This window comes from Candidatus Flexicrinis affinis, assembly GCA_016716525.1.
In the GTDB taxonomy this organism is placed as follows: domain Bacteria; phylum Chloroflexota; class Anaerolineae; order Aggregatilineales; family Phototrophicaceae; genus Flexicrinis; species Flexicrinis affinis.
In genome coordinates, this window is record JADJWE010000010.1 from 170470 (window position 1) to 192797 (window position 22328).

The following is a 22328-nucleotide window of genomic DNA, read 5'->3' on the forward strand; positions in this document are numbered from 1 at the left end:
GCGTGCGCAGGGCGGACGGGGCACGCGCGTACGGTACCTGGGCCGGAACCGGGCTACGATGATCATGTCGATCGCTACAGACAAAGGCTCAACTATGCTGCTGCGTGTCGTGCCCGTTTTGTTGATGCTGCTCATCGGGGGCGTGTCCTCCGCCCAGTCGACCGATCCGCTCGACCCGCTGCCGGTGCCGGGTTCGGTGTTCGTCCGCATCCCATCGAGTGACGGGGCATCAGAGTATTTCTCGGTCATCGACTACGCCGACGAAGGCCGCGTCGACCGGATCTACCGCCTCGACACCGCCAGCGGTGAACTCGCGCTGTTGGTCGACTGGAGCCGCGGCTATGACGATCCGGCCCGCTTCGGCGGAATCCTCGAAGGCGACATCGCCATCACGCCGGACGAGTCGACGCTGCTGTTCGACGCCTACAGCGACGAGACCGGCGCGACGATCTGGTCGCTCGACCTCACGACGCCGGACGTGGAACCCGTGATGCTGCTCGACCGACTGCCGTTCTACGCCGACGCCGGCAACTTCGCGCTGCCGCGCTTCACCGAGGTCACCGCCGAGGATTTCACGATCGAGACGTTTGGCTACCGGAGCGGTGACGAACGCCGCACGTACACCCTCGACGGCACGTTGATCGAGGCGGTCGAACTGCCGTCGTACGGCCGCCCGCTGTACGTCATCCGCGACGGCCGGCTGTACGGAGATTCTGGTGACGGGCCGGTCGAGGTGGTCGCGCCGCCGATGTCGGAAATCCCGGTGATCGCGTACAGCGAGGTGTTCACCCTGCCCGCCGGTTATACGGTCGTCGTCGGCACGGCCGAGGACGGCACGCAGAATTTCGTGCTGGCGGCCCCGGTCTTCGACGGCCAGCGCTTCTTCCCCGAGCCGGCGCTCTTCCGCCAGTCGGTGCTGGGCGATGTCTACGCCGGGGATTACGCCGTCTTCGTTGTGGCGGTGATCGGCGAGAACGCCGGCCCCAGCGCGGCGGCGCTCGATCCGGCATACATCGGCAAGGCCGCCGCCTATCGCTTCGACGGCACGCTGACCCTCACGCCGCTGACACCGCCGTTCGACGTGTTGCTCGCGGACGACGGCACGCCGATTCTTCCGGTCATCACGGCTGTGGACGAAAGCGAAGACGTGCGCCGGCCCAGCATCACGCTGCGCTTTGACGGTGCCGCAATCCCGAGCCGGTGAAACGACAATCCGCGAGAATCGAAAGGGCGGAGCCAACTCGGCTCCACCCTGTTGTGTTTCGGCGTCCGTGGAGTGCTACGGCGCGAGATATGTGCTCGACCAGCTTGGCCGCGGGGGCAGATCGCCGGCCTCGACCCGCGCGCGCCAGTCGTCGTCGGTCAGCCGCGATTGGATGCCGCCGGTGAACTGGTACGTGCTGAAGACGAACCCGCGCGTGAGCTGTAAGCCGTATGGGCTGTTGGTCACCACCCACAGCGTATCGACGTTGCCGGTGGCGGTGTAGAGGACCTCTCCGCGGTTCGGGTCGCTCGCGATATCCGCGATGATGCCGTCACCGCGCGGTTTAGCGTCGGCAGCGCCGAGACTGGCGGGTATTAACCAGTCCGGCATATCCCGATCGCTTTCAATATCGACGGCGCCATCGGCAGTATCCCAATCAAACGGGTCTGTTTCGGCGTCTGGCCAAGCGGGATCCAAGAATTCCTGAACGTCCTCGAGAAACTGCGTGAAATCGCCAAAAAGGCCATCCTTCGCTTCGAGGATCGGCTCGCCGCGAAGCTCACGCGCGGCCTCGTCGGCAAGTTTCGAAGCTAGTTTGACGAGATCGGCGCAGAGACCGGTCAATTCACCTGAACCATCGGCTGATCCCAAAGACGAGCGTAGTGTTGCTGCCAGAATCGCGATACGGGCGAACACCAACGGATTGGGCTCCACGACATGGTGGGGCGTCAGGTAGGGTCTCGGCGGAGAATCGGCCTCGCACAACCAAGCAGGATATTCTTGCTTAGCATAAAGCACCGTGGCGTGCTTGATCTGGGTGTAGCTGCCGGCGAACGTGTTGAGGTCCTTGTACTTCCACGCGTCGGCCCGCATCATCGGCGGATATTGTGCGTCGGTTCTCACCAGCAGCGGCTGAAGCGCCGACAGCCACCCGCCGTACAGCGTCTCCTGCCACGCCTCGGCCGTGATCGTGTTGACCTGTTCGCGCAGTTCACTGAGGTTTTCGGTGTAGTGCACGAAGTCGGTCGCGCCGGCCGCGTCGGTAACGGCGAACGCCAGATCGCTGCCCAGCACCGCCGCCACGTCCTCGACCATCGGCAAGGTGCGTGGACGTTCCCATGTGCCGACATTCGAATAGACCAGGTTTTGCATGGCGTAGGCATCGAACGTAAAGCGCTGACCAAAGATGCACAACCCGTGTCTGGGGCCGTTGCCCGGCAGCTCACGCGCTCTACTGTTGATCTTCGGCCCCGGCAGCGCCAGCAGACCTGCGACCACCTGATCGGTGAGCGCTCCGTCCGCGAGCGCGGCGAGCGGGAGGTCTTCGCCGTACACTTCCCGCATGATCGGCAGTACGATCCGCGGACCGAGGTCGTCGCTGGGGCCGATGAAGGAAGCCAGCAGGTCGTCCACACGGGTCCACCGCTCGTACGCGCCGGACTGTGCGAGGGCGCGCATGGCCAACAACCCGGTCTGCGTGTCGATGCGATCCGCGGTACGGAAGGTGATCCGGCCCAGCCACATCATCGTGCGGAAGTAGCGGCTCAACGCGGTCGAGTCAGCGTAGTAGCTGCGCGGTCGGTACTGGCTGAAATCCTCGACGTAGTCGGTGAGGATTTGCACATCGGCCGTCCCTTGCGCGGCCGAGATCATCGCGTAGATCGCTTCGGCCGCGGCATGGATCGGATTTGGCAGCGTATCCAAGTCGTCAGTCATGGCCAGCGCCGCTACTGCATAGTAGACGGCGGCACGCCGTGCGGGCTCTTCCAGCGGGGTACCCGCTGCCATCGTCCATTGAGCGACAGCGGCGGTCACGACGTCAATCAAGATGAGGGAGAGCGAACTGCCGATACGCCCTTGTTCGACGTCCTTCTGCGCAGCGGCGAAGAGTTGACCCAATGTGTTGAGCACGGCATCGGTCGTCATGAACGACCCTTTGCCATCGTGTCCATCGGTCCAGCCGCTGCTGTTATACGCAGAGCTGAACCGCGAATGATGACCGGGGACAACCACGAACCCATTGCGTGCCAACATTTGGCGCTGCTCGGTGGTCAGGCGCGCATCGCCGATGAAGCCCACTTCGTCGAGGTCTATCGGCAGTTCCGGGAAGCCGCCACGGTAAACATCCGGCAGCTCCACTTCAGGAAGATACGGATAGATAGACGAATCTGGCTCGCCGTCTCGAGCGACGAGCCGCTCATCTGGCATCACCTTGGGGATAGGCAACTCAGGTCCGGAGCTCATCGTCGTCCCTCTGGCATCATGGGTCGAAGGAGTCCGCTCGGTGGCTCTGGAGTCGGATTGCAGATAGGATAGCGATAGAGTCACGGATTACAAAAGAACCCAACAATAGCGACTTCCAGATGCAGCAAGGCGGAGCCGCGTTGGCCCCGCCCATCCTCCTTATGCACGAGCCGCGCACCTAGAACGCCAACCGGGTGTATGCTGATCCCATGCACCGATTCGTACGGAACGTTTGACTGTGTTCGGGCAAGCCGCTTGCCCGCACGGAGGCGATCCACCATGACGCCACAATCAAGCTCCGCATTCAGCAATGCCAGCGCGTACGATGGCTATGTCGGGCGCTGGAGCCGCCTCGTCGGCCAGTCGTTCATCGCGTGGCTGAACCCACCGCCGGGTCGCACGTGGCTCGATATGGGCGCGGGAACGGGCATCCTGACCGAAATCGTCATCGAGCACGCGGCGCCGCAGAAGATCGTCGGGGTGGATCTCTCGCCGGAGTACATCGAGGTCGCACGCCAGCGCGTCCGCGACGCACGCGCCGAATTCGTGGTGGCCGACGCGCAGAGTCCGATCGCGGATGCCGGCTCTTACGACATCGCCATCTCCGGCCTCGTGTTGAACTTCGTGCCTGATCCGCAGCAGGCGGTGAACCGCATGGCCGAAGCCGTACGGCCCGGCGGACAGGTCGCGGCCTACGTGTGGGACTACGGCGGGCGTATGGAGATGATGCGCCATTTCTGGGACGCCGCTACCGTGGTCGATCCATCCGCCGCCGAGCAGGATTCCGGCCCACGGTTCGCGATCGCACGGCCAGAAAACCTGCGCGCGGCCTTCGAGGCGGCCCGGCTGCGCGCGGTCGAGACCACGCCAATTGACGCCCCCACCCACTTCGCCAGCTTTGACGATTACTGGCTCCCGTTCCTCGGGGCGCAAGGTTCGGTGTCGAAGTACTTGCGCAGTCTGGACGAGGCCGGGCGCGAAGCGATCCGCGAACAGCTCACCCGGCAGCTTCCGATCGCCTCGGATGGCACGATCGACCTGATCGCCCGGGCGTGGGCGGTCAAGGGGGCCAAGCCGCAGACCGGTTGACCTGCGCTTACGTTCAGATCAGCGCGCAGAAAGCCAGCAGCCTGTTCCAAAGGGCTGCCGCCCTCTGGACTCCCTTCTCTGTGAAACGATGCCGCATGCGGCATCGTTTCACGAGTAAGGAGGTGCAGGAGAGCAATCTCCTGCTGGGGTTTGGGGCAACGCCCCAATAATCAGCCTGGCAACTACGGCACGAGGTATGTGCTCGTCCAGCTTGGCCGCGGCGGTAGATCGCCCGCCTCGACCCGCGCGCGCCAATCGTCGTCGGTCAGCCGCGACTGAATGTCGCCGGTGAACTGATAGCTGCTGTAGACGAACCCGCGCGTGAGCTGCAAGCCGAGCGGGCTGTTGGTCACCACCCACAGCGTGTCGACGTTGCCGACCGCCGTGTACAGCACCGTGCCTGCAGACGGGTTGCTGGCGATATCCGCGATCAGCGCCATGCGCTCCGGTGGGTCGGGGATCGCCTCCTGCAGGATGATGCGGATCGCGCTCAGGCGCTGCGCGAAGAACTCCTGCAGGTCGTAGTACTCGTCCTCGGTGAGCGGCTCGCCGCGCAGTTCGCGCACCGCCAGATCGGCCAGCTCAGACGACATCGACGCGATCTGGCCGCCGGCAAAACGCACCGCCGACAGCAGTTGGGCGTTGTCGAGGTAGCCGCGCGACTCCAACCCGAGCATGAGCGAGTTTGACGCGATCGCAATGCGCGCGAACACCAGCGGATTCGGCTCGATCACGCTGTAGCTGGTGACCGGCGGCAGCCAGCCACCGCCGCCGAGACCGCCGTAAGGCTGTTCGGCATACAGCAGGGTGGCGTGTTTGAGCTGCGTATAGCTGCCGGCGAACGTGTTGATGTCCTTGTACTTCCACGCGTCGGTCTGCATCAGCGGCGGATACAGCGCGTCGTCGCGCACCAGCAGCGGCTGAAGCGCCGACAGCCACCCGCCATAAAGCGTTTCCTGCCACGCCTCGGCTGTGATCGTGTTGACCTCGTCGCGCAGTTCGCCGAGGTTTTCGGTGTAGTTCAGGAAGTCGGTCGCGCCGGCTTCGTCAGTGACGACGAACGCCAAGTCGCTGCCCAGCACCGCCGCCACGTCCTCGACCATCGGCAGCGCGCGCGATTTCTCGCGTTCGCCCACGGCCGGGTAGATCAGGTTCTGCATCACGTAGCCGTCGAACGTGAAGCGCTGCCCGAACACGCGAATACCGCGTGTGAATTCGTCCAGTTCGCCTTCGGTGATCCCGATCGGCAGTTCGATGCTGTTGATCTTCGGCCCCGGCAGCGCCAGCAGCCCCGCGAGAACCTGATCGGTCAGCGCGTCGTCGGCCATCGCCGTGAGCGGCAGGTCGTCTCCGTAGGTCGTGCGCATCAGTGGCAGCACGTCGCGCGGGCTGAGGTCGTCGACCGGCCCGACGAGCCACGCCAGCGTCTCGTCGAGGTTGGCCCAGTTGTCGTACGCGCCGGACTGCGCCAACGCGCGTGTCGCCAGCAAGCCGGTCTGCGTGTCGATGCGGTCCTTGGTGCGGAAGGTGATCCGGCCCAGCCACATCATCGCGCGGAAGTAGCTACTCAGCGCGCCCGAGCTGGGGTAATAGCTGCGCGGCTTGTACTGGCTGAAGTCTTCGGTGTAGTCGGTGAGGATCGGCACCTTGCCGGAGCCTTCTTCGGTCGCGATCATCGCGTAGACCGCTTCGGCCTCGGCGCGGATGTCCGGGTCCAGCCCGATGAACGCCTCGCTGATGGAGGTCAGTTGGGGATAACTGCCGGTGTAATCCAACGCGCCGCGTTCGAGCGCCAGCGCCGCTACCGCGTAGTAGATCGCAGCCCGCCGCGCCGGTTCTTCGAGCGGTGTCCCGGCCACAGCCTCCCACTGCTGCTGGGCGCTCACGAGGCTCGACGCGACGATCCCCGACGCTTCCCCGTACAGCCGTTCCATCTCGAGGTACTTGAGCGTGTTCTCGTAGAGCTGATACAGCGTATCGAGCAGCGCGTCGGTCGTAATGAAGTCGGCCTTGCCTTCGGTGTGATCCCAGCCTTCGAAGTAGGCGCGATCGAAGTACGGCGCGTCGCCGGGGACGACCACGAAGCCGTTCTGCGCCAACGTGCGAAGCTGCGCATCGGTCAGGCCAGCGTCGGCCACGAAGCGCACCGCGTCGAGGTTGATCGGCAGGCTGGGGAAGTCGCCGCTATAGGCATCGGGCATCTCCAGCAGCAGCGGGTCCGGCCCGCTGGTGAACGTCCACAGCCCGGCGAACTCGCCGGCGACCAGACGTTCGTCGGGGGTGACGGTCGGCACGGGCAGTACCGGCGTGGTGATGACCGGCGCGTCGGCGGTAATGCCCAGCGCGACCGGCTCAGCCGGGTTAAATTCGAACGGTTCCAGCAGGTACGCGCCGTTCAGGAATTCCGGGATGAACCCGTAGTACGCGCCTTCCGCCTCCCACACGATCGCGCCGGAAACGCAAAGCGGCCCGCGGAACAGGTGGAACCATTCGTCTGCCCCGATCGACGCAGGCTCGCCGCTAGCGTTGGTGTAGGTGAACGAAACACCGGGCGCGAGTTCGACGAAGTCGCCTTCGCTGAAGCGGCTCGCAACTTCCGGGCACTGCCCGTTGTCGGTTGTATCTTTGAATATATCGAGGTCGACTACCCCACCCTGCACGGCGGCCGTGCCGGGCGCGAAGAAGTACTCCTCGGCATCGCCCTCGGCGACCCACCCCTGTTGACCGTCGCCGTAGTCGATCCGCCACCAGTAGTAGCCGTCGGCGCACGTCGGCCCGTCGCCGATGGTGAAAGCGGTGCCTTCAGGCAGTTGATCGATTCGTTCGGCCGACGTCCCCGGCGCGGATCGGACGTTGAGCGGCGTGCCGTCGGTGAACATGACGTACGCCGCGGCACCGACGTCCACTCGCGGTGTGGGTGCGTCCCCGCACGCCTCTTGCGCGTTGGCGCTCGGCGCCGGGACAAGCAAACTGAGTGCCAGCAACAGAATTACAAGCTGACGCATTCGTAGCCTCCTAAATAGATTCGTGTGTTGATTCCATTGTATGCCTGTCCCGTGCGGGTGCTGGCCCGTATGGACTCTGCCGGGGGCCGGCCAGCCGCCGGTTGATCGCCTGTGTACCGACGGCTTCGCCACGGAAACGTATGGGGCTGCGACAAAACCAGACACCGAGGTCACGGCGCCGGCTCCGGACGGGGCGAGCCGCCGGCTCCCTGCCTCACCCGACGAAGGGTGTGTCCCTGACCACACCTCAACATTGCGTCATTCTGTTCGTATGGCGTAGGGACACGGCACCGCCGTGTCCGGCAGAAAAACGACTGAACCACAAAGGGCACAGAGGACACAGGGCAACATTGAGCACACTGAGATGGTCGTAGGGGCGAGCCGGCGGCTCGCCCGCCTCGTTGGAGGGAGCGTGCCCCGTCCAACCGATGATGCCGCGTTTTAGCGTTCGATGGACGTCGCCACACGGGGGCCGGGCCCGGGGCCAGCCGGCGCCACCCGGGCCCGCGGGGCGGGGGCACCCGCGGGGCCCGGCCGCGCCCGGGCCCCCCGGCGGGCCCCGCCGCGCGGCGGCGGGGCCCCCGCCCCGGGGCCCGGGGCCCCCGCCGGGGCGCGCCCGCCCGGGCCGGGGGGGGGGCGCCCGCCCCCCCGGCCCCCCACGGCGGCCCGCCCCCCAACCCCCCCCCCGGCGGGGGGGGCGCGGGCCCCGCCCCCCGGCCCCCGCCCGGGCCGGCCCCCGGCCCCCCCCCCCCGGCCCCGCCGCCCCCCGCCCCCCCCCCGGCCCCCGGCCGCGGGGGGGCCGCCCCGGCGGGGGGGGGGGCCCGGGGGGGGCGCCCGCCCGGGCCGCGGGCGGCCCCCCGGGCCCGGGGGCGGCGGCCCGGCGGGCGGGGGCCCCCGCGGCCCCCGCGGGGGCCCCCGGGCTCACTCGCTGCGGGCGTCAGGCGCGAGCGACTCAAACCCGGTGCGGGCTTTGTCGCCGGTCACACGGGCGTCGGGGTGCAGCGATTCGACCCATTCCGCCACCTGCCGCACGGCGAAATGGATGCCGTCGGTCGGGCGCGGGCTGCCGAGCGTCCCCAGACCCACCGCCCACTCGCCGGGGCGTTCCTTGATCGGCACGATCATCACGGCGACGTGCTGGTGAATCGTCGGCTCGCTGACATAGCACTCGACCAGCACCGCGCCGCGCCCTGTGAACGCCTCCGACGCATTGACCGAAATCTGGCCGGCGATCCCGCGCGGCTCGCGCGCCGCAGCTTTGGCCGAGAACGGCACAAACGCGGCGGCGATCTCCGGCGCGGTCAAGGGCAGGGCAAGCGTGATGTGCGGCATCTCAGCCTCCGTAATCACGGGCAGGTCGGGCAGCGCGGTGGCGTCCCGCCGGTAGGCGAAGTAATGGCGTTCGCGGCCCTCGGCGATGGCCTTGCGCTCGTATTTGGTGACGATGCGCCCGGGCAGCGGCTCGTCCGACCACGGCGCGGGCAGCGTGTTGACCAGCCCTGCCGTCTCGCGCAGCGCCTCGTCGCTCATCAGCGCGTAGTCGTGGATGTCGGTCGCCAAGTACAGCATCCCGCCCGGCTTCAGGCGCGAGGCCATGACGGCGAGGTTGGCCGGGGTCATCAGGCGGCGGCGTTCGTGGCGTGCCTTAAACCACGGGTCGGGAAAGTTGACGTGAATCTGATCGAGCGATGCCGGTCCGAACAGGTGATACAGCGCCGTCTCCGCGCGCGAAAACACGGCGCGCACGTTGGGCAGATCGCCGCGGTCGCGCATTTTGTCGACATGAACGAGACACTCGTTGGCGATTTCCACGCCGACGATACGCGCCCGCGGGTACTGCGCTGACAAGTGTTTGAGAAAGTGCCCGTAGCCAAAGCCGATCTCGAGGATCAGCGGGCCGCCGGCGGGAGCGTCATCCGCGAACAGCGCGTCCCAATCGCACGGCCACGGCAGCGTGAGGCTGCTCAGGCGCGGGGCAAGCCTCACGGCAGCGCCTTGCACGTATTGGTCAGCGTCCCGATGCCCTCAATGGTTACCGACACGGTGTCGCCGTCCTGCAGGAAGCGCGGCGGTTTCATGCCCTTGCCGACGCCCGACGGCGTGCCGGTCAGGATGATGTCGCCCGGTTCGAGCGTAATCCAGCGCGTGATGTAAGCGATCAGGCTGTCGACCTTGTGGATCATGTCGGCGGTGCTGCCATCCTGCATGGTCTCGCCGTTGACCGTCGTCGTGATCTTTAGGGCGTGCGGATCGGCCACGTCCTTGCGCGTGACGATCGCCGGCCCCAGCGGGCAGAAGGTGTCCATGCCCTTGCCGCGCACCCACTGCGGCTCTTTGGCTTGCAGGTCGCGCGCGGTGACGTCGTTGGCGACAGTGTAGCCGTAAATGTACTTGAACACATCTTCGGCGGTCACATGGCTGGCGCGCTTGCCGATCACGACCGCCAGCTCGCCCTCCCAGTCGACCTCCTGCGAGACGGCCTGACTCCACGTGATCGCCTCGCCATGGGCGATGACGGCGCTTGGCAGCTTGGCGAACATCAGCGGATCGGCCGGGGCTTCGCCGCCCATTTCTTTGGCGTGGTCGGCGTAGTTCTTGCCGATGGCGACGATCTTTCGCGGGTGCAGCGGCGGGCGCAGCGTGACCTCGCTGAGCGGGTAATGGATGCTGGTTTCGTTGGGCGTGATCCCGGCTTCGAGCAGCGAGAGCATATCGCCGGTCCAAGCGGTCATGATGACGGTGTCGTCACGCAAAATGCCGACTCCCGTCCGCTGGGGATGAGCAAACGTTACGAGCTGCATGATACTGTCCTTAGGCGGTTCGTCTACGAAACTTGGCTATATCCAGCCCTTGCCGGCACTCGCGTCTTTCAGGTTTTCGACCAACTGGGCGCGGTACGGCCCGAGTTCAAGACGGAGGCGGTCTAGGGTTTGGGCGTCGGACGACATCTCGAGCACGAGCGCCGGATGCCCGCTGCGCAGCCGGTCGGCCAGCGAGTCGATCTGGCCGGACTTGAAGCCGCTGTCGAGCAGGTTGGCGGCAAAGCGCCCGGTCGCACCGCCGACCAAGCCACCGACCAGCACCCCCGCGCCCAGCGCGATGATCACGCCGACGCCGGGCAGCGCCAACGCCCCCAACTGCGCGAACCCGAGCGCGGTCATCGCTGCGCCCAGCGTCCCGCCGGCGATGCCGGCCTCGTCCGCGCTAATGTCATCGCCGATTACGATGGTCTCGCCGGTAGTGGCCCGGGCAACGATAGCAGCACGCCGGATTTTCAGATCCGGGACGGTCATCAGATGATCGAGCGCCTTGGTCAGGACGCTGCGTGATGGAAACACCGCCACCAGAATCTCGGTCGCCATAGGAAAAGCGGCGTGCCCCCGTCCTTGTTGTCAGCGCGTAGTGTACCACGAACGCCCCGCAAGCGGCAGTGGCGCGCAAGGCCACGGACGGGTCGATGGGCCTAGAACGGCAGCGCAAATACCTGATCGACGGTGAGTTTGAACCCCGGCAGCACCGCTCCGGCGTCGATCGCCTCGCGCCCGCGGTACGCCCGGATGATGCCCGGCTGATCGGCTTGATAGACGTGGACCTCGAACAGCGGCGCGGTGAAGCACATCCACACCTGCGTGCTGCCCGCCGCCAGAAAGTCGCGCACGGCCTCCAGCTTGAAGATCGTCGGATCGGTCTGGCTGACGACCAGCACAGCCAAGTCCGGCGCGCCATGGAACGGCATCAGGTCGTCGTGGTGTGCGTCAAGGCGCTCGCGGCGGATGTAACTGGCATCCGGCACGCGCGCGCGGTTGACGTCCGGCGTGCCGTGCCACAAGGCGTAGAACAGCCCCGGCGGGAAAGCGGTGCCGTTCTGAGTTTCATCGGCATATTGGCGCAGGGCAGCATACACGTTGCCGCTCACCGCGGCACGCTGTACGTCAACAATCGGGTTCGGAAATGTCATGTTTTCCCCTTCACCCCCGGCAGAATTGATGAACCCTCACCCCCGGCCCCTCTCCCAACCTTCGGTGCTCCCGTTGGTCGTCGCAAGCGGGGAGAAGGGCTTGGACTTCGGGCCATGTTTCTCCCCCTCTCCGGTCTGTACACGCCCGGAGAGGGGGCCGGGGGGTGAGGTTCCTCCTCATCACTCATCACTCAACGCCCCGCCGTAGGCGGAGGGCTTGCCGGAATGCCCAGTACAGCGGCGGGATAAGCGGCTTGTCCCACGCGCCGAGCGTGCGGACGACCTGCCCGCCCCAGCCGCGCTTGAAGCCGTACACGCCCCACAAGCCGTCGCTGCGAGACTGGAACTGTGCCTCGAGGTCGGTTTCGTCCGCGTCAGGCACGCCCCACAGGTCGTAGGTGGCGCATCCGCGCGCTTTGGCCCATTGGATCGCCGCCCACTGCACCGCGTAGCTCGCCATCATCTCGCGCTTGGCGTCGCTCGACGCGCCATACAAATACCACGCCGGCCCGCCGCTTGCACCCTCGACGGCGAACACCATCACGCCGGCCAGCAGGTCACCGTCGTGTTCGGCGAGGATCAGCGCGGCGTCACGCGGGGCGAACAGGTCGTACGCGAGCTGGTAGTAGGCGGCACTGTGGACGCCAAAATCGTTGCGGGTGCCGGTGGCCGTCATCAAGTCACAGAAGCGTGCGACATCGCTGGCCGCGGCCTCGAACGTGCGCACGCCGGCCTTCTGCGATTGGCGGATCTTGCGCCGTGTGCCTTGATTCATGCGCGCGAGAATGGCGTCGTCGTCCGCCGTGATGTCGAGCACGATGGTGCGCGGCGGCTGCACAGTTTGCGCCGACGGCCGGAAGCCGAGCGCGGCGGGATCGGGCGCGGCGTCATCCGCGTACAGTCCCGGCTCCCACTTGAGGAACACGGCGCGATGCTTGCGGACAGCGCCGGCCACCGCGTCGATCAACGCCGGCCACTGCGAGTCGTCGGTCACGAACCCGCCGTGCGGGATGTACGCCAGCGTGAACAGCCGACCCGGCAGCGGACGAATCAGCACCTGCGCGCCGGCGTGAATCGCGCCGCCGGAGTCGCTCAGCGCGACCCGTTCGTACGCCCAGCCGAAGTGAGTCTTATGCTCGGCCCACGCGGCAAGCTGCAGAACGTGCGCCTGCGGATGGGCACGCACGAACGCATCCCACGCGGCGGCGGACGGGGTGGCGGGCGTCAGCATAGGGCAAAGGGCGTTTCCATCGCCGGGGGCGTGCCGCTCACCGCATGTGTGAAAACGGGCGGCAGGTTCTTAGCACTCATCACTCATCACTTCGTGCTTAGGCGTCGACGCGCACCGCGACATCCAACCTCCACGCGATGTAGAGCGATTGCAGGAATGCCTTGAACTGCCGCACGCTCGAGTCGTCGCTGTCGCTGTCCTGAATCAGCAGCGGGAAGCGCACGTCGGCATCAGCCGGCGCGGGGCGCAGATTGCGGAAGTCGTCGGCCTCCAGCTCGCGCGGGACGGCGCCGGTAAACAGCAGCAGAATGGCGGCGTGGTTCGGGTTGATCGCACCGACCGAGAACATCATCTCGAACACTTGATTGGCGTTCAGCTCGAACTCGCCGAGGATGCGGCGCGCCGGCCGGTTGTCCTCGAAGTACACATCCGAGGCGGCGCGCAGCGGTTCGATGCTGGCGCCGTCGTACTTGAACTCCTCAACGCCCTGCTTGAGCAGCAGCCACACCAGCGCGTCGTCCGGCACCGGCATGCGATCGAGCAGCCACGCTTCGGCGGCCCCACTGACCGGATACTCGATGCTGCCGACGCACCCGAACGGCTTGCCAGCGCGGTTGGCGGGGCATCCGGCGCAGGCGGATTCGTGCGGCTTCAACTCGGCCGCGGCGTCCAGCAGGTGCTGCACGATGACGACCTGCGTTTCTTCCTGCCCCTCCGGCGTGCTGCGGGTGAACTCGAAGCCCATCTCGCTGGGCGGACGGTCGTCGCCGTTTTGCCGAAACAGCGCGATGATGCGCTGCGCGCGCGACTCGCCCTTGAGCCGTTCGATGATTCCGTCAGAGGTCAGCGCTTGCTTGGGCGCGCAGTCATAGTCGATGATATAGTCGATTGCCATGCTGAGAATCCGTGTCGTACGCAGGCCCCAAAGTATACCATGACCGACAAGCGTCCCCGCCGTGCGTGGCTCGTGCCGCTGCTGCTCAGCGCCGGCAGCGTCGCATGTGTGCTGGCCGTGCTGACCGCCGCGCTGATGCTGCTGCCCGACCGGCTGATCGGCCCGACGCGGTGGGTCATGCGCACCACCGCGAATCAGGCGATGGACGTGACGTGGCGCCCCAGCGACGGCGACGTGTTCGCCGCGCTGCCCGGTCAGGTGCGCCCGCCCGCCGACGACGCGCCGTACGCCGCGTTTCGCATCGCGTGGGATGCCGACGGCTTTCGAGTCCCGGCCGAGCCGCACGAGTCGTATCCGGTCGCCGTCTTTGGCGACTCGTTCACCGAAGGCTTCAACGTCGAGCGCCCGTATGCCGATGGGCTGGCAGACGCGTTGGGCGTCGGCGTGCGCAACTACGGCTACCGCGCCTACGGGCCGGTCGAGATCGCGCAGGCCGCCGCGGAGTTCGCCGCCGCCGAGCCGCGCCAATGGGTGCTGTGGGGCTATTTCAGCGGCAACGACCTCGGCGACGCGGTGCGCGAGCCGCGCATCGACGTCAGTAACCCGATCGCCGCATGGGGCGCGTTGTTCGACCGGCTGCGCCCGCCGGCCCCCACCCCGACCGCCCCGCCCGACGAGTCCGGCGCGCCGCGTTACAACCAGCCCCTGCCGGTGATCATCGGTGGCAGTTACTACGAGCTGGCGTTCGTGAGCTATTACGCGTGGTGGCAGCAAACGCCGCCGGACGCCGCCTCAAGCCGCAACGCCGACGCCGTGCGCGCCGCGCTGGATGCCTTCGATGCCGCGCTGCCGCCGGAGACCTGCCGCGCAATCGTGTTCATCCCGCCGAAGGAACTGGTCTATGCGCGATACATCGTCGAAGGCGACCGGCAGTTCGTCAACGCCGCTAACCAGCGCATCGTGACGACCACCGGGGGCGCGCTGACATTTGCCGCTTCGCCGGTCGACGACGAAGACGCCTATTTCGACTCGCTGTACGCCCACCGCGACCTGATCGCCGCGCTGCTGGAGGAGCGCGTGGGTTGGCGATTGATCGACCTCACGCCGGCGTTCGAGGCCGCCGCGGCGGACGAGCGCCTGCTCTATTACCCGTACGACACGCACTGGAATCAGGCCGGGCACGACCTTGCCGCGCAGGTCATCGCCGGGGCTATCGAGGGCGGGTGTTGAGGCGTTGGGGCGCTGCCCCGGAACCCCGGCAGGAGTTTGCACTCCTGCACCTCGCTTCTCGCGGATTTGAGACGCACGCGTCTCAAATCCGCAGATAAGGGAGTCCAGAGGGCGAAAGCCTTCTGGAAGCGATTAGCTCTTCTGCGACTTCGCCCACTCGACGCGGCCGAGATCGTCCAACGTCTTGAAGTCGTCGTCGCTGAGGACGAGATCGGCGGCGGCGGTGTTCTCTTCGAGGTGCGCCAGCTTGCCCGTGCCGGGGATCGGCAGCATGACCGGGCTGCGCTTGAGCACCCACGCCAGCGCAACCTGCGAAGGTGTGGCGTTCAGCCGCGTGGCGATGTCGCTGAGCACGCTGCCGTCGTCGGACAGGCGCCCGGCGGCCAGCGGGAACCACGGGATGAAGCCGATGTTTTCGCGCGCGCAGTAGTCCAGCACATCCTCGCTGTGGCGGTGCACGAGGTTGTACAGGTTCTGCACGCTGACGACCGGGAAGAACTTGCGTGCGGCCTCGATCTCCTCGACGCTGACCTCGCTGAGGCCGACGTGCCGGATCAGCCCTTCGCGCTGCATGTCGGCGATGACCTGAAACTGTTCGTCGCGGTCGACCTTCGGGTCGATGCGGTGCAGCTGCCACAGGTCGATGCGCTCGACGTTGAGCCGGCGCAAGCTCATCAGCACGCATTGACGCAGGTATTCCGGCCGACCGACCGCGTGCCAGCTGTTCGGACCGTGACGGGTCAGGCCGCCCTTGGTGGCAACGATCGTGCTGCCGTACGGGTGCAGCGCCTCGCGGATCAGGTCTTCGCTGACGAACGGCCCGTACGAGTCGGCGGTGTCGATGAAGTTGATGTCCAGCTCCGGCAGGCGCTTGAGGACGCGGATGGCCTCGTCGTGGTCGGGCGGATTGCCCCAGATGCCCTTGCCGGTGATGCGCATGGCGCCGAAGCCGAGCCGGTGGATCGGGAGGTCGCCACCGAGCATGAACGTTCCACTTGCTTTTGCCGTCATTCCGTCTTCCTCCGGAAGAGTGATGAGTCTGAAGTGATGAGTGCTGAGGATACCACGCGCAGGGCGGGGGTTGGCCCGCGTCTCAGGGGATGCTAAGGCCGATAAGGTGATTGCGCAGTGCGACTTCTCTTGAACGTTGGTGTCAGGTTACACTATGTTTTGTCGCCACCATTGCGCGAAGACTTCACCCACACGTGAGATCTGATCATCTGGAATTCTTTGGCCGGATTCATCAAGTAGGAATTCGCCTGTAGCGTGTCGTAGGTATACCGCGCTTCCACGCTTGTCGATTCCCGCCGTCGCCGGTGCGCAAAGGAAAACCCTGTGACTGGTATCGACAACATTGAGATCTAGTGCATTCTTTAGCTCATCGTCAGTGAATTTGCGGAGAATAAGTACGCTTGGGTTATTGACTCCACCGTTACGCCCAAATGTCTCCTTCGGCAAAGCGATAGAAGCGACAATCCGTGCTCGTTTCGTGATCCAGTCACGCAAGAACAACAGCCCGGGATTGGTCAAGATTCCATCCGGTATAACCACCCCCAAGATGCCGCCAGGTTTCAGGAAGTTCAAGGCCGCCTCAATGAATAGCTGCTCCGCAGGCATTGAGCTTCGTTCACGCGCGACATTCCACCGCGGCAGTTCGTATTGGGAAAGGATGTGTGCATCATCGATAGTTACCTCACTACCAAATGGTGGATTAGTAACGACAACATCAAAGGCACCAAAGGGTACATTAAGTCGAGTATCGTCTGGCCATTCGCCAGGTCTGGCGGCCGAATTTGCTCTATATACATTGGTTGAACCATCGCCATGCATGACCAGATTCATCTGCGCGGTTCTTACAAGACTGGGATTGATGTCTAGTCCAAACAAGTTCTGTGAGCAGGCCGATTTCACACGTTCCCTTACTCTTGCACCAATATCTGATGTGCCCCGCCTCTCCTCCTGAGCGGTAATATGCTTTCTCAAATTTGACAGCCACGAAACCAAGAAACCCCCAGTACCGCAACAACAATCGACGACTCGCAGTGTTGTAAGCTGATGTTCAGCATGCATGGCCATGATTACTTGAACAGTCATGTCACAGACATTGCGGGGTGTGAAGTACTCACCACGATCGCCCCTCAGATTAGCACCAACAAGCGTCTCGTACGCTTCGCCTTTTACGTCCGTGGTGCTGTTGAGTATCGAGATGAATTGGAGCTCAGAAACTACGTAAGCGGCCACCATTGGTGGCAAGGTCAATTGTTCATCTGACTTAAATATATGAGGGTAAGACGTCTTCACTTTGTCAAACATTGGCGCAAGACGATCTTCCAGAAGTCGACGTTGGCCGCTTTCCGACTTCTGTTCTATCGGGTCGATCGAGAAATCGAGTTCGTCACCCCCTTCTTGCTCTTCATACGTTTTGCAGAAGATTAGCTTGAGCATCTCGTGGAAAGCATCTGCTTTCGGCAAGCCAGTGTTGGCGTGAATATAGTTGTGACACCGCTTAAAGACTGACGTGAGTTCATGGACGATTTTCAGATCTCGACGTTGAGGTTTGCGAGCTCTGTCTTCACCCGCTCGTGGAATATCTGTTAGAGCCTATTTCAATAATACGGGGCGATGGTGGCAACAGGCCGCAGTAGCCGGTTGAGGGACCATTGGATAAAGGCAACCAGACAGAACGCTTTGAAGTTTTCCAGCTTGCGCTCGTAGCGCACGACCAGCCGACGGCAGTTGTCCATCCACGCGAAGGTGCGTTCGACAACCCAACGCCGGGTGCGTCCCAACGGCGCCTGCGGCCGACCGCGCCGCGGTCGGTGGCCCTCGGCACGTTTGCGCTGCGGGATCCGGGGCCGGATCCCTCGCCGGCGCAAGGCGGCCCGCAGACGTCGGCTGTCGAACCTTTGTCAGCGCCCAGCGCGCGCGGGCGACGCCGGGGTTTGCGCTTCGCACGGGGCACCATAACGTCATCAATCACGGCTTGCGCCAACGTGACTTCGTGAGGCGTGGCGCTTTCCACCACCACCCCAATTGGCAACCCATGTCCTTCTACCACCAGCATCACTTGACTGCCTTTGCCGACCTTCGTCGTTCCGACGCCGGAGCCCCCTTTTTAGCGGGGGTGAAACTCCCATCCAGAAACGCTTCGGTCCATTCCAACTTGCCTTGCGCATCCAGTTGCCCCAGCAGCGCCCGCCAGATCCGCTCCCACGTCCCGTCCCGCTGCCAGCGATCCAGCCGCCGCCAGCACGTCACATGGTCGCCGAACTCTTCGGGCATATCTTTCCATTGGCAGCCCGTCTTCAGGACGAACAGAATGCCGTTCAGCGTACGGCGATCATCCGCACGCGGTCGCCCGCGCCCCGGCTTCTGCTTAGGGATCAACGGCTCCAGGATTTCCCACTGTTGGTCAGTCACGTCATGTCGGCTCATCCCACCAGTGTACCGTTACCGCTCAATTTTTGAAACCGCTTCTACTGATGAAATGGAGCCGTCGGAGACATTACGGCTATAGGCCTGCCGTTCTTGTCCAACCCAAAGGCCGAATTTACATGAAGAACACGCAGCCATGTAACTCTTGAGTTGCTCAACACCGCTATCGACGTCAGATGGCTTAATTCCCTCCCTTTTTGCCTCAACGATTGTGACGATATTCTCTTGGACATGGGGTGTTGCCGCACGATAAATCACTAGGTCACACGACTTACGGGCGCGCCCCATTGAGATCGATACTTCTACCCCGATGTCAGTTTTCGAGTAGCCGTACTCGTCGACCAAGCTACGTGCCCACCGCTGCCTCACGTTTTCCTCTGGTGTATCTCGCCGGAGTTGTCCGGTTATGAAGCACTTAATCTTGCCGGGTGGAACAAGCGGAGTAACTGACACGTCGCTAGCCGTCACGCGTGAGTCCTTTCGTGATGTCGATTATTGCATCTGCAAACCTCACAGATGCCTCCTGTCGTAGGCTTTCTGCACGGTCGACCACTGCGGAAATCCGACGCATTTCGCTATCTTCGAAGAGGGGTACTAGGCATGTACCAAGCTGTACATCGGTAATGTGATCGATTTGCCCACCGTGCGTGTGCTTCAGAATCTGAGTCTGTGCGAAACGAGAACATAAGAATGCTTTGATGTATCCGCGCAGACCATCATCATTGGGAACAATCCTAATGATGTCGTGAGTCGCTATCCAACCGTCCAAGGCAGGTGGAACCTCGAACACTCTCCCTATGGTTCCTGAACACGTCATCAAGATCCACTTCTCCCTGATGACAAGGTTGTCAAAATCCACGTCAGAAGCTTTCGACAAATACCGCTCAAGGGCAGGTACGCCAAAGGCAGCCCAACTCATCAAGTCCGTCGCATTGAGATACGGGAAGCCATGTGCGGAGTCACGTGCCCATACTCGCGTGAACTGACTCGGCAACTTAAGCGCGGCAAGTTTGGAAAGTGGAACCAGCTCAAAACCGGACCGCTGCAGAATCTCCATGTTGCTCTCGACGTTAGGGTCGTAGTGTTCAGCATCAAGCCTAAGCTCAGGATCATGAAGAATTTCTGCGAGCGTTACGCTATAGCCAATTGGGTTTGCATGATCTACAGAATTCATCTGATAGTTCCACTTGAGTCTAGCATTGATGCTCCGTCATCCTACAGAACATTATCGGGAGCAACTTGCACATCTCGAGGATAGTATCGTTACTGATCAAGTTGGTCAATCGATTGTAATACATTGTTCTAGTAGTACCCGATGACAAGTGTAGATCAAGGAATACCCCGCAAATCTTTGACCACGTGACTGTCCTTCAGGACCGTGACGATGTTGGCCGGGTTTTCCAGCGAACGCAGGTCGTTGAGCGGGTCGGTGCGCGTGATGACGATGTCGCCTAGCTTGCCCGGCTCAAGCGTGCCGACCTTGTCCTGCCAGCCCAAACACTCGGCGGCCGTCTTGGTCGTGGCGACGATCGCCTCCATCGGCGACATGCCGATCCCAACCATCAGGCCAAGCTCGCGCAGGTTCGTCCCGTGCGGCATCACGCCGGCGTCGGTGCCCATGGCGATACGCACGCCGCGCTGATACGCCCGGGCGATGCTGTCGCGGTGCACCTCGATCACCTCCATCGACTTGCGCACGCCGTATTCCGGCATCGTACCGGTGGCCTGTGCGATCTCAAGCACGGCGACCGGGGCCAGCAGCGTCGGCACCAGATACGTCCCGTGGTCGAGCATCAGGTCGATCGCTTCGTCGTCCAGATAGATGCCGTGCTCGATGGAGTGGATGCCCGCGCGCACGGCGTTCTTGATCCCCTCGACGCCCTGCGCGTGCGCCATCACCTTCACGCCGCGCCGGTACGCCGCCTCACGCACGATCACGTCCAGCTCCTCGGGCGAGAACTGCGTGAACTCCGGGTGGTCGGTCGGGCTGAGCACACCGCCGGTCGAGCAAATCTTGATGATGTCCGCGCCCGCGCGCAGCACCTCGCGCACCTTCTTACGCACGCCGTCGACACCGTCGCAGATGCCGTCCGGATGCCCCGGATACCCCGGGAACAGGTTAAACGTGTTGCCCGACGGCATCCAGCCGTCCACATGCCCGCCGGTGATGCCCAGCACGCTGATGCTGATCTGCATGCGCGGGCCGACGATCACCCCCTGCTCGACGGCCTGCTTCATGCCGAGGTCGGCGCCGCCGGCATCGCGCACGCTCGTGATGCCCGCGTCGATCGTCCGGCGCAGATACGTCACGGCCTTGTAGAAGTTCAGCGAAAACGGCGTCGCCATCATGGCCGGCATGCCGGAGAACTCGAGGATCATGTGGACGTGCGTGTCGATGAACCCGGGCAGAATCCAGCCGCCCTGCGCATCGATGATGGTGGTGTCGTTCGAGGGCATCGAAACTGCCGCCGTTGAACCAGCAGCAGCGATCCGGTTGCCGTCGAGGACAACCGCGGCGTTCGGGATCGGCGCACGTCCCGTGCCGTCGATCAACGTTCCATTTCGAATCACGGTGTACGACATGATGGTGTTCCTCGCGTGGGGATTTGCGCCGGAGTGTACTCCGCGGCGTCATGGGCCGGCAAACGCGAGGGAATGCGGTTCAGCAGCAGTTAGCGCGCAAAACGAAATCGGCGGGGGCATGCGCTCCCGCCGATTGAGTTGCACCAGTATCGATGCTAAGCGTCGATATCGAGCGTCACTTCGGGGTAGTCGATCGACGGCCCGTCAAGCAGCGGCACATCCAGCCCGCGGACGTGCTTGTCAAAGAACGCCACGACGTACGTCGTGATGACCTGGTGTGCGCGCACGGCGTTGATGTGCCCGACAAACATGGGTTCGAAGATCCACGAATTGACACCCATGGTGGCGAGCAGCGCCAGGTCGGTGTACGTGCCGTGACTCGATCCGTCCAGGGTGAAGGCATATGCGTTGGAAGCGTGCTCGCAAACCTTCTCAAGATCGGTGTACACACCGTCGTACATCGCGTTCCAGTCTTCCTCGGACATCCCAAAACGATCTTCATCGCGCTTTGGCCACGAGTGATCCGACGCCATGAACATGAATGGCTGGTCGAGGCCGGTGTCATCGACAGTGCCGAAAAAAGCGCCATCCATGTTAGTGGCCGCGAGGATTCTATCGTCGCGTGACGCCGCTTCCGCAGAGGTTGCACCGCCAAACGAGTGTCCGAACATGCCGACGTGATCAAGGTCCATGCGTCCGCTCAGCAGCGGGTCGTCGCGGTTCATCGCCTGCAGTTGATCCAGCGCGAACAGCGCATCGCTGGCCCACACGTCCAGCGTGTGATCGCCGATCTGCTCGCCGTATTCCGGATCGCTCGAAAGCACCGTCATCAGGCGCGTCCCGCTGGCGTTCAGGTTGATGACTCTGCCGTTCGAGAACGCCACGGCGTCGGTGCTGTATGGGTGAGTCAGCGCGACAACCACGTAACCGTGACTCGTAATCTCCTCCAGCATGGCGGTGTAGAACACCGGGTTGGTCGTAAAGCCGGGCGAGAACAGCAGCACCGGATACGCCTTCCGCCTGTCCGAAACGGGGACGTTCGTGTACGCGTGCGACACGATCCGATCCCAGTCGAACGGCCCGATGCGGCGGTTGCCTGTCGACAGGCATTCGCGCCGTAGGCCTTCCAGATAGGGAGCGGATTGGTCGTCGGCGCTGGGCGCGGCAGGATAGTAGACGATGATCATCAACTCGCGCACGTCGTCGGGCCGGGTTGTGAACGTCTCTTTGCGGTCGTGGTCGATCAGGTGATACGCGGTGCGGCCAACTTGATATTCGCCTGTCAGGGGCGGGAATTCGAGGATGTCTTGCGCACGCGCAGTTGGCAGCAGGGCGGACATCCCAACGGCGAGTATGAGGAACCTCGTCAGCCGTGTCATGGGGTACGCTCCTTTCGTTACGGTCTGGTGCAGGCAGTCCTTTCGGTGTCACGAACAGAAGACACGCTCTCCTAT

At 64.0% G+C, this 22328-nt stretch carries 18 protein-coding genes and 1 pseudogene; 3 read left to right on the forward strand and 16 right to left on the reverse strand.

The genetic code is table 11. The features are described from left to right. The first annotated feature begins 64 nt into the window (after nt 1-64). Nucleotides 65-1204: a hypothetical protein gene (locus IPM16_22950; protein MBK9125966.1), complete on the forward strand. Its 1140-nt coding sequence runs from the start codon at nt 65-67 to the stop codon at nt 1202-1204. A gap of 75 nt (nt 1205-1279) precedes the next feature. Here IPM16_22950 and IPM16_22955 read toward each other — a convergent pair whose 3' ends face one another. After that, complete coding sequence (locus IPM16_22955) at nt 1280-3448, reverse strand: DUF3160 domain-containing protein (protein ID MBK9125967.1); 2169 nt, start codon at nt 3446-3448, stop codon at nt 1280-1282. A gap of 279 nt (nt 3449-3727) precedes the next feature. On the opposite strand from IPM16_22955, the gene IPM16_22960 reads away from it, so the two are divergent. Next, on the forward strand, nt 3728-4537 hold the full coding sequence (locus tag IPM16_22960) for a methyltransferase domain-containing protein (protein ID MBK9125968.1): 810 nt from the start codon (nt 3728-3730) through the stop codon (nt 4535-4537). A 182-nt stretch (nt 4538-4719) separates the two neighbouring features. Here IPM16_22960 and IPM16_22965 read toward each other — a convergent pair whose 3' ends face one another. The 7 genes from IPM16_22965 to IPM16_22995 all read right to left on the reverse strand — a co-directional run bounded on the left by IPM16_22965 (nt 4720) and on the right by IPM16_22995 (nt 13626). Continuing rightward, nucleotides 4720-7542, reverse strand: coding sequence for a DUF3160 domain-containing protein (locus IPM16_22965; protein ID MBK9125969.1), 2823 nt, complete (start codon nt 7540-7542; stop codon nt 4720-4722). Nucleotides 7543-8463: 921 nt separating this feature from the next. Further along, nucleotides 8464-9528: a tRNA (guanine(46)-N(7))-methyltransferase TrmB gene (locus IPM16_22970; protein ID MBK9125970.1), complete on the reverse strand. Its 1065-nt coding sequence runs from the start codon at nt 9526-9528 to the stop codon at nt 8464-8466. Then, nucleotides 9525-10274: a fumarylacetoacetate hydrolase family protein gene (locus tag IPM16_22975; GenBank protein ID MBK9125971.1), complete on the reverse strand. Its 750-nt coding sequence runs from the start codon at nt 10272-10274 to the stop codon at nt 9525-9527. The genes IPM16_22970 and IPM16_22975 overlap by 4 nt, the downstream gene beginning before the upstream one ends. Nucleotides 10275-10379: 105 nt before the next feature. Continuing rightward, nucleotides 10380-10904, reverse strand: coding sequence for a hypothetical protein (locus IPM16_22980; GenBank protein ID MBK9125972.1), 525 nt, complete (start codon nt 10902-10904; stop codon nt 10380-10382). 101 nt (nt 10905-11005) lie between these two features. Continuing rightward, complete coding sequence (locus IPM16_22985) at nt 11006-11500, reverse strand: Uma2 family endonuclease (GenBank protein ID MBK9125973.1); 495 nt, start codon at nt 11498-11500, stop codon at nt 11006-11008. 187 nt (nt 11501-11687) lie between these two features. Continuing rightward, the gene (locus IPM16_22990; GenBank protein MBK9125974.1) at nt 11688-12731 is read right to left on the reverse strand and encodes a peptidoglycan bridge formation glycyltransferase FemA/FemB family protein; all 1044 of its coding nucleotides are present in this window, start codon (nt 12729-12731) and stop codon (nt 11688-11690) included. 97 nt (nt 12732-12828) lie between these two features. After that, complete coding sequence (locus IPM16_22995) at nt 12829-13626, reverse strand: hypothetical protein (GenBank protein ID MBK9125975.1); 798 nt, start codon at nt 13624-13626, stop codon at nt 12829-12831. A 39-nt stretch (nt 13627-13665) separates the two neighbouring features. On the opposite strand from IPM16_22995, the gene IPM16_23000 reads away from it, so the two are divergent. Then, nucleotides 13666-14856 (forward strand): hypothetical protein, encoded by a 1191-nt coding sequence (locus IPM16_23000; GenBank protein MBK9125976.1) that lies wholly within the window; start codon nt 13666-13668, stop codon nt 14854-14856. 132 nt (nt 14857-14988) lie between these two features. On the opposite strand, the gene IPM16_23005 is transcribed toward IPM16_23000, so the two are convergent. The 8 genes and pseudogenes from IPM16_23005 to IPM16_23040 form a co-directional block, all read right to left on the reverse strand. Then, entirely contained in the window at nt 14989-15867 is an 879-nt protein-coding gene (locus tag IPM16_23005; protein ID MBK9125977.1) for an aldo/keto reductase, read from the reverse strand. A gap of 147 nt (nt 15868-16014) precedes the next feature. Beyond that, complete coding sequence (locus tag IPM16_23010) at nt 16015-17301, reverse strand: N-6 DNA methylase (GenBank protein ID MBK9125978.1); 1287 nt, start codon at nt 17299-17301, stop codon at nt 16015-16017. A gap of 161 nt (nt 17302-17462) precedes the next feature. After that, nucleotides 17463-17920 (reverse strand): annotated as a pseudogene (locus IPM16_23015) (transposase). Next, on the reverse strand, nt 17920-18276 hold the full coding sequence (locus IPM16_23020; GenBank protein MBK9125979.1) for an IS5 family transposase: 357 nt from the start codon (nt 18274-18276) through the stop codon (nt 17920-17922). Before IPM16_23020 ends, IPM16_23015 begins: the two are co-directional and overlap by 1 nt. Nucleotides 18277-18306: 30 nt before the next feature. Beyond that, nucleotides 18307-18636 (reverse strand): type I restriction enzyme HsdR N-terminal domain-containing protein, encoded by a 330-nt coding sequence (locus tag IPM16_23025; protein MBK9125980.1) that lies wholly within the window; start codon nt 18634-18636, stop codon nt 18307-18309. A 112-nt stretch (nt 18637-18748) separates the two neighbouring features. Continuing rightward, on the reverse strand, nt 18749-19465 hold the full coding sequence (locus tag IPM16_23030; GenBank protein ID MBK9125981.1) for a hypothetical protein: 717 nt from the start codon (nt 19463-19465) through the stop codon (nt 18749-18751). A gap of 155 nt (nt 19466-19620) precedes the next feature. Next, nucleotides 19621-20874 (reverse strand): amidohydrolase family protein, encoded by a 1254-nt coding sequence (locus IPM16_23035; GenBank protein ID MBK9125982.1) that lies wholly within the window; start codon nt 20872-20874, stop codon nt 19621-19623. 155 nt (nt 20875-21029) lie between these two features. Further along, entirely contained in the window at nt 21030-22253 is a 1224-nt protein-coding gene (locus tag IPM16_23040) for a hypothetical protein (GenBank protein ID MBK9125983.1), read from the reverse strand. Between the last annotated feature and the right edge of the window lie 75 nt (nt 22254-22328).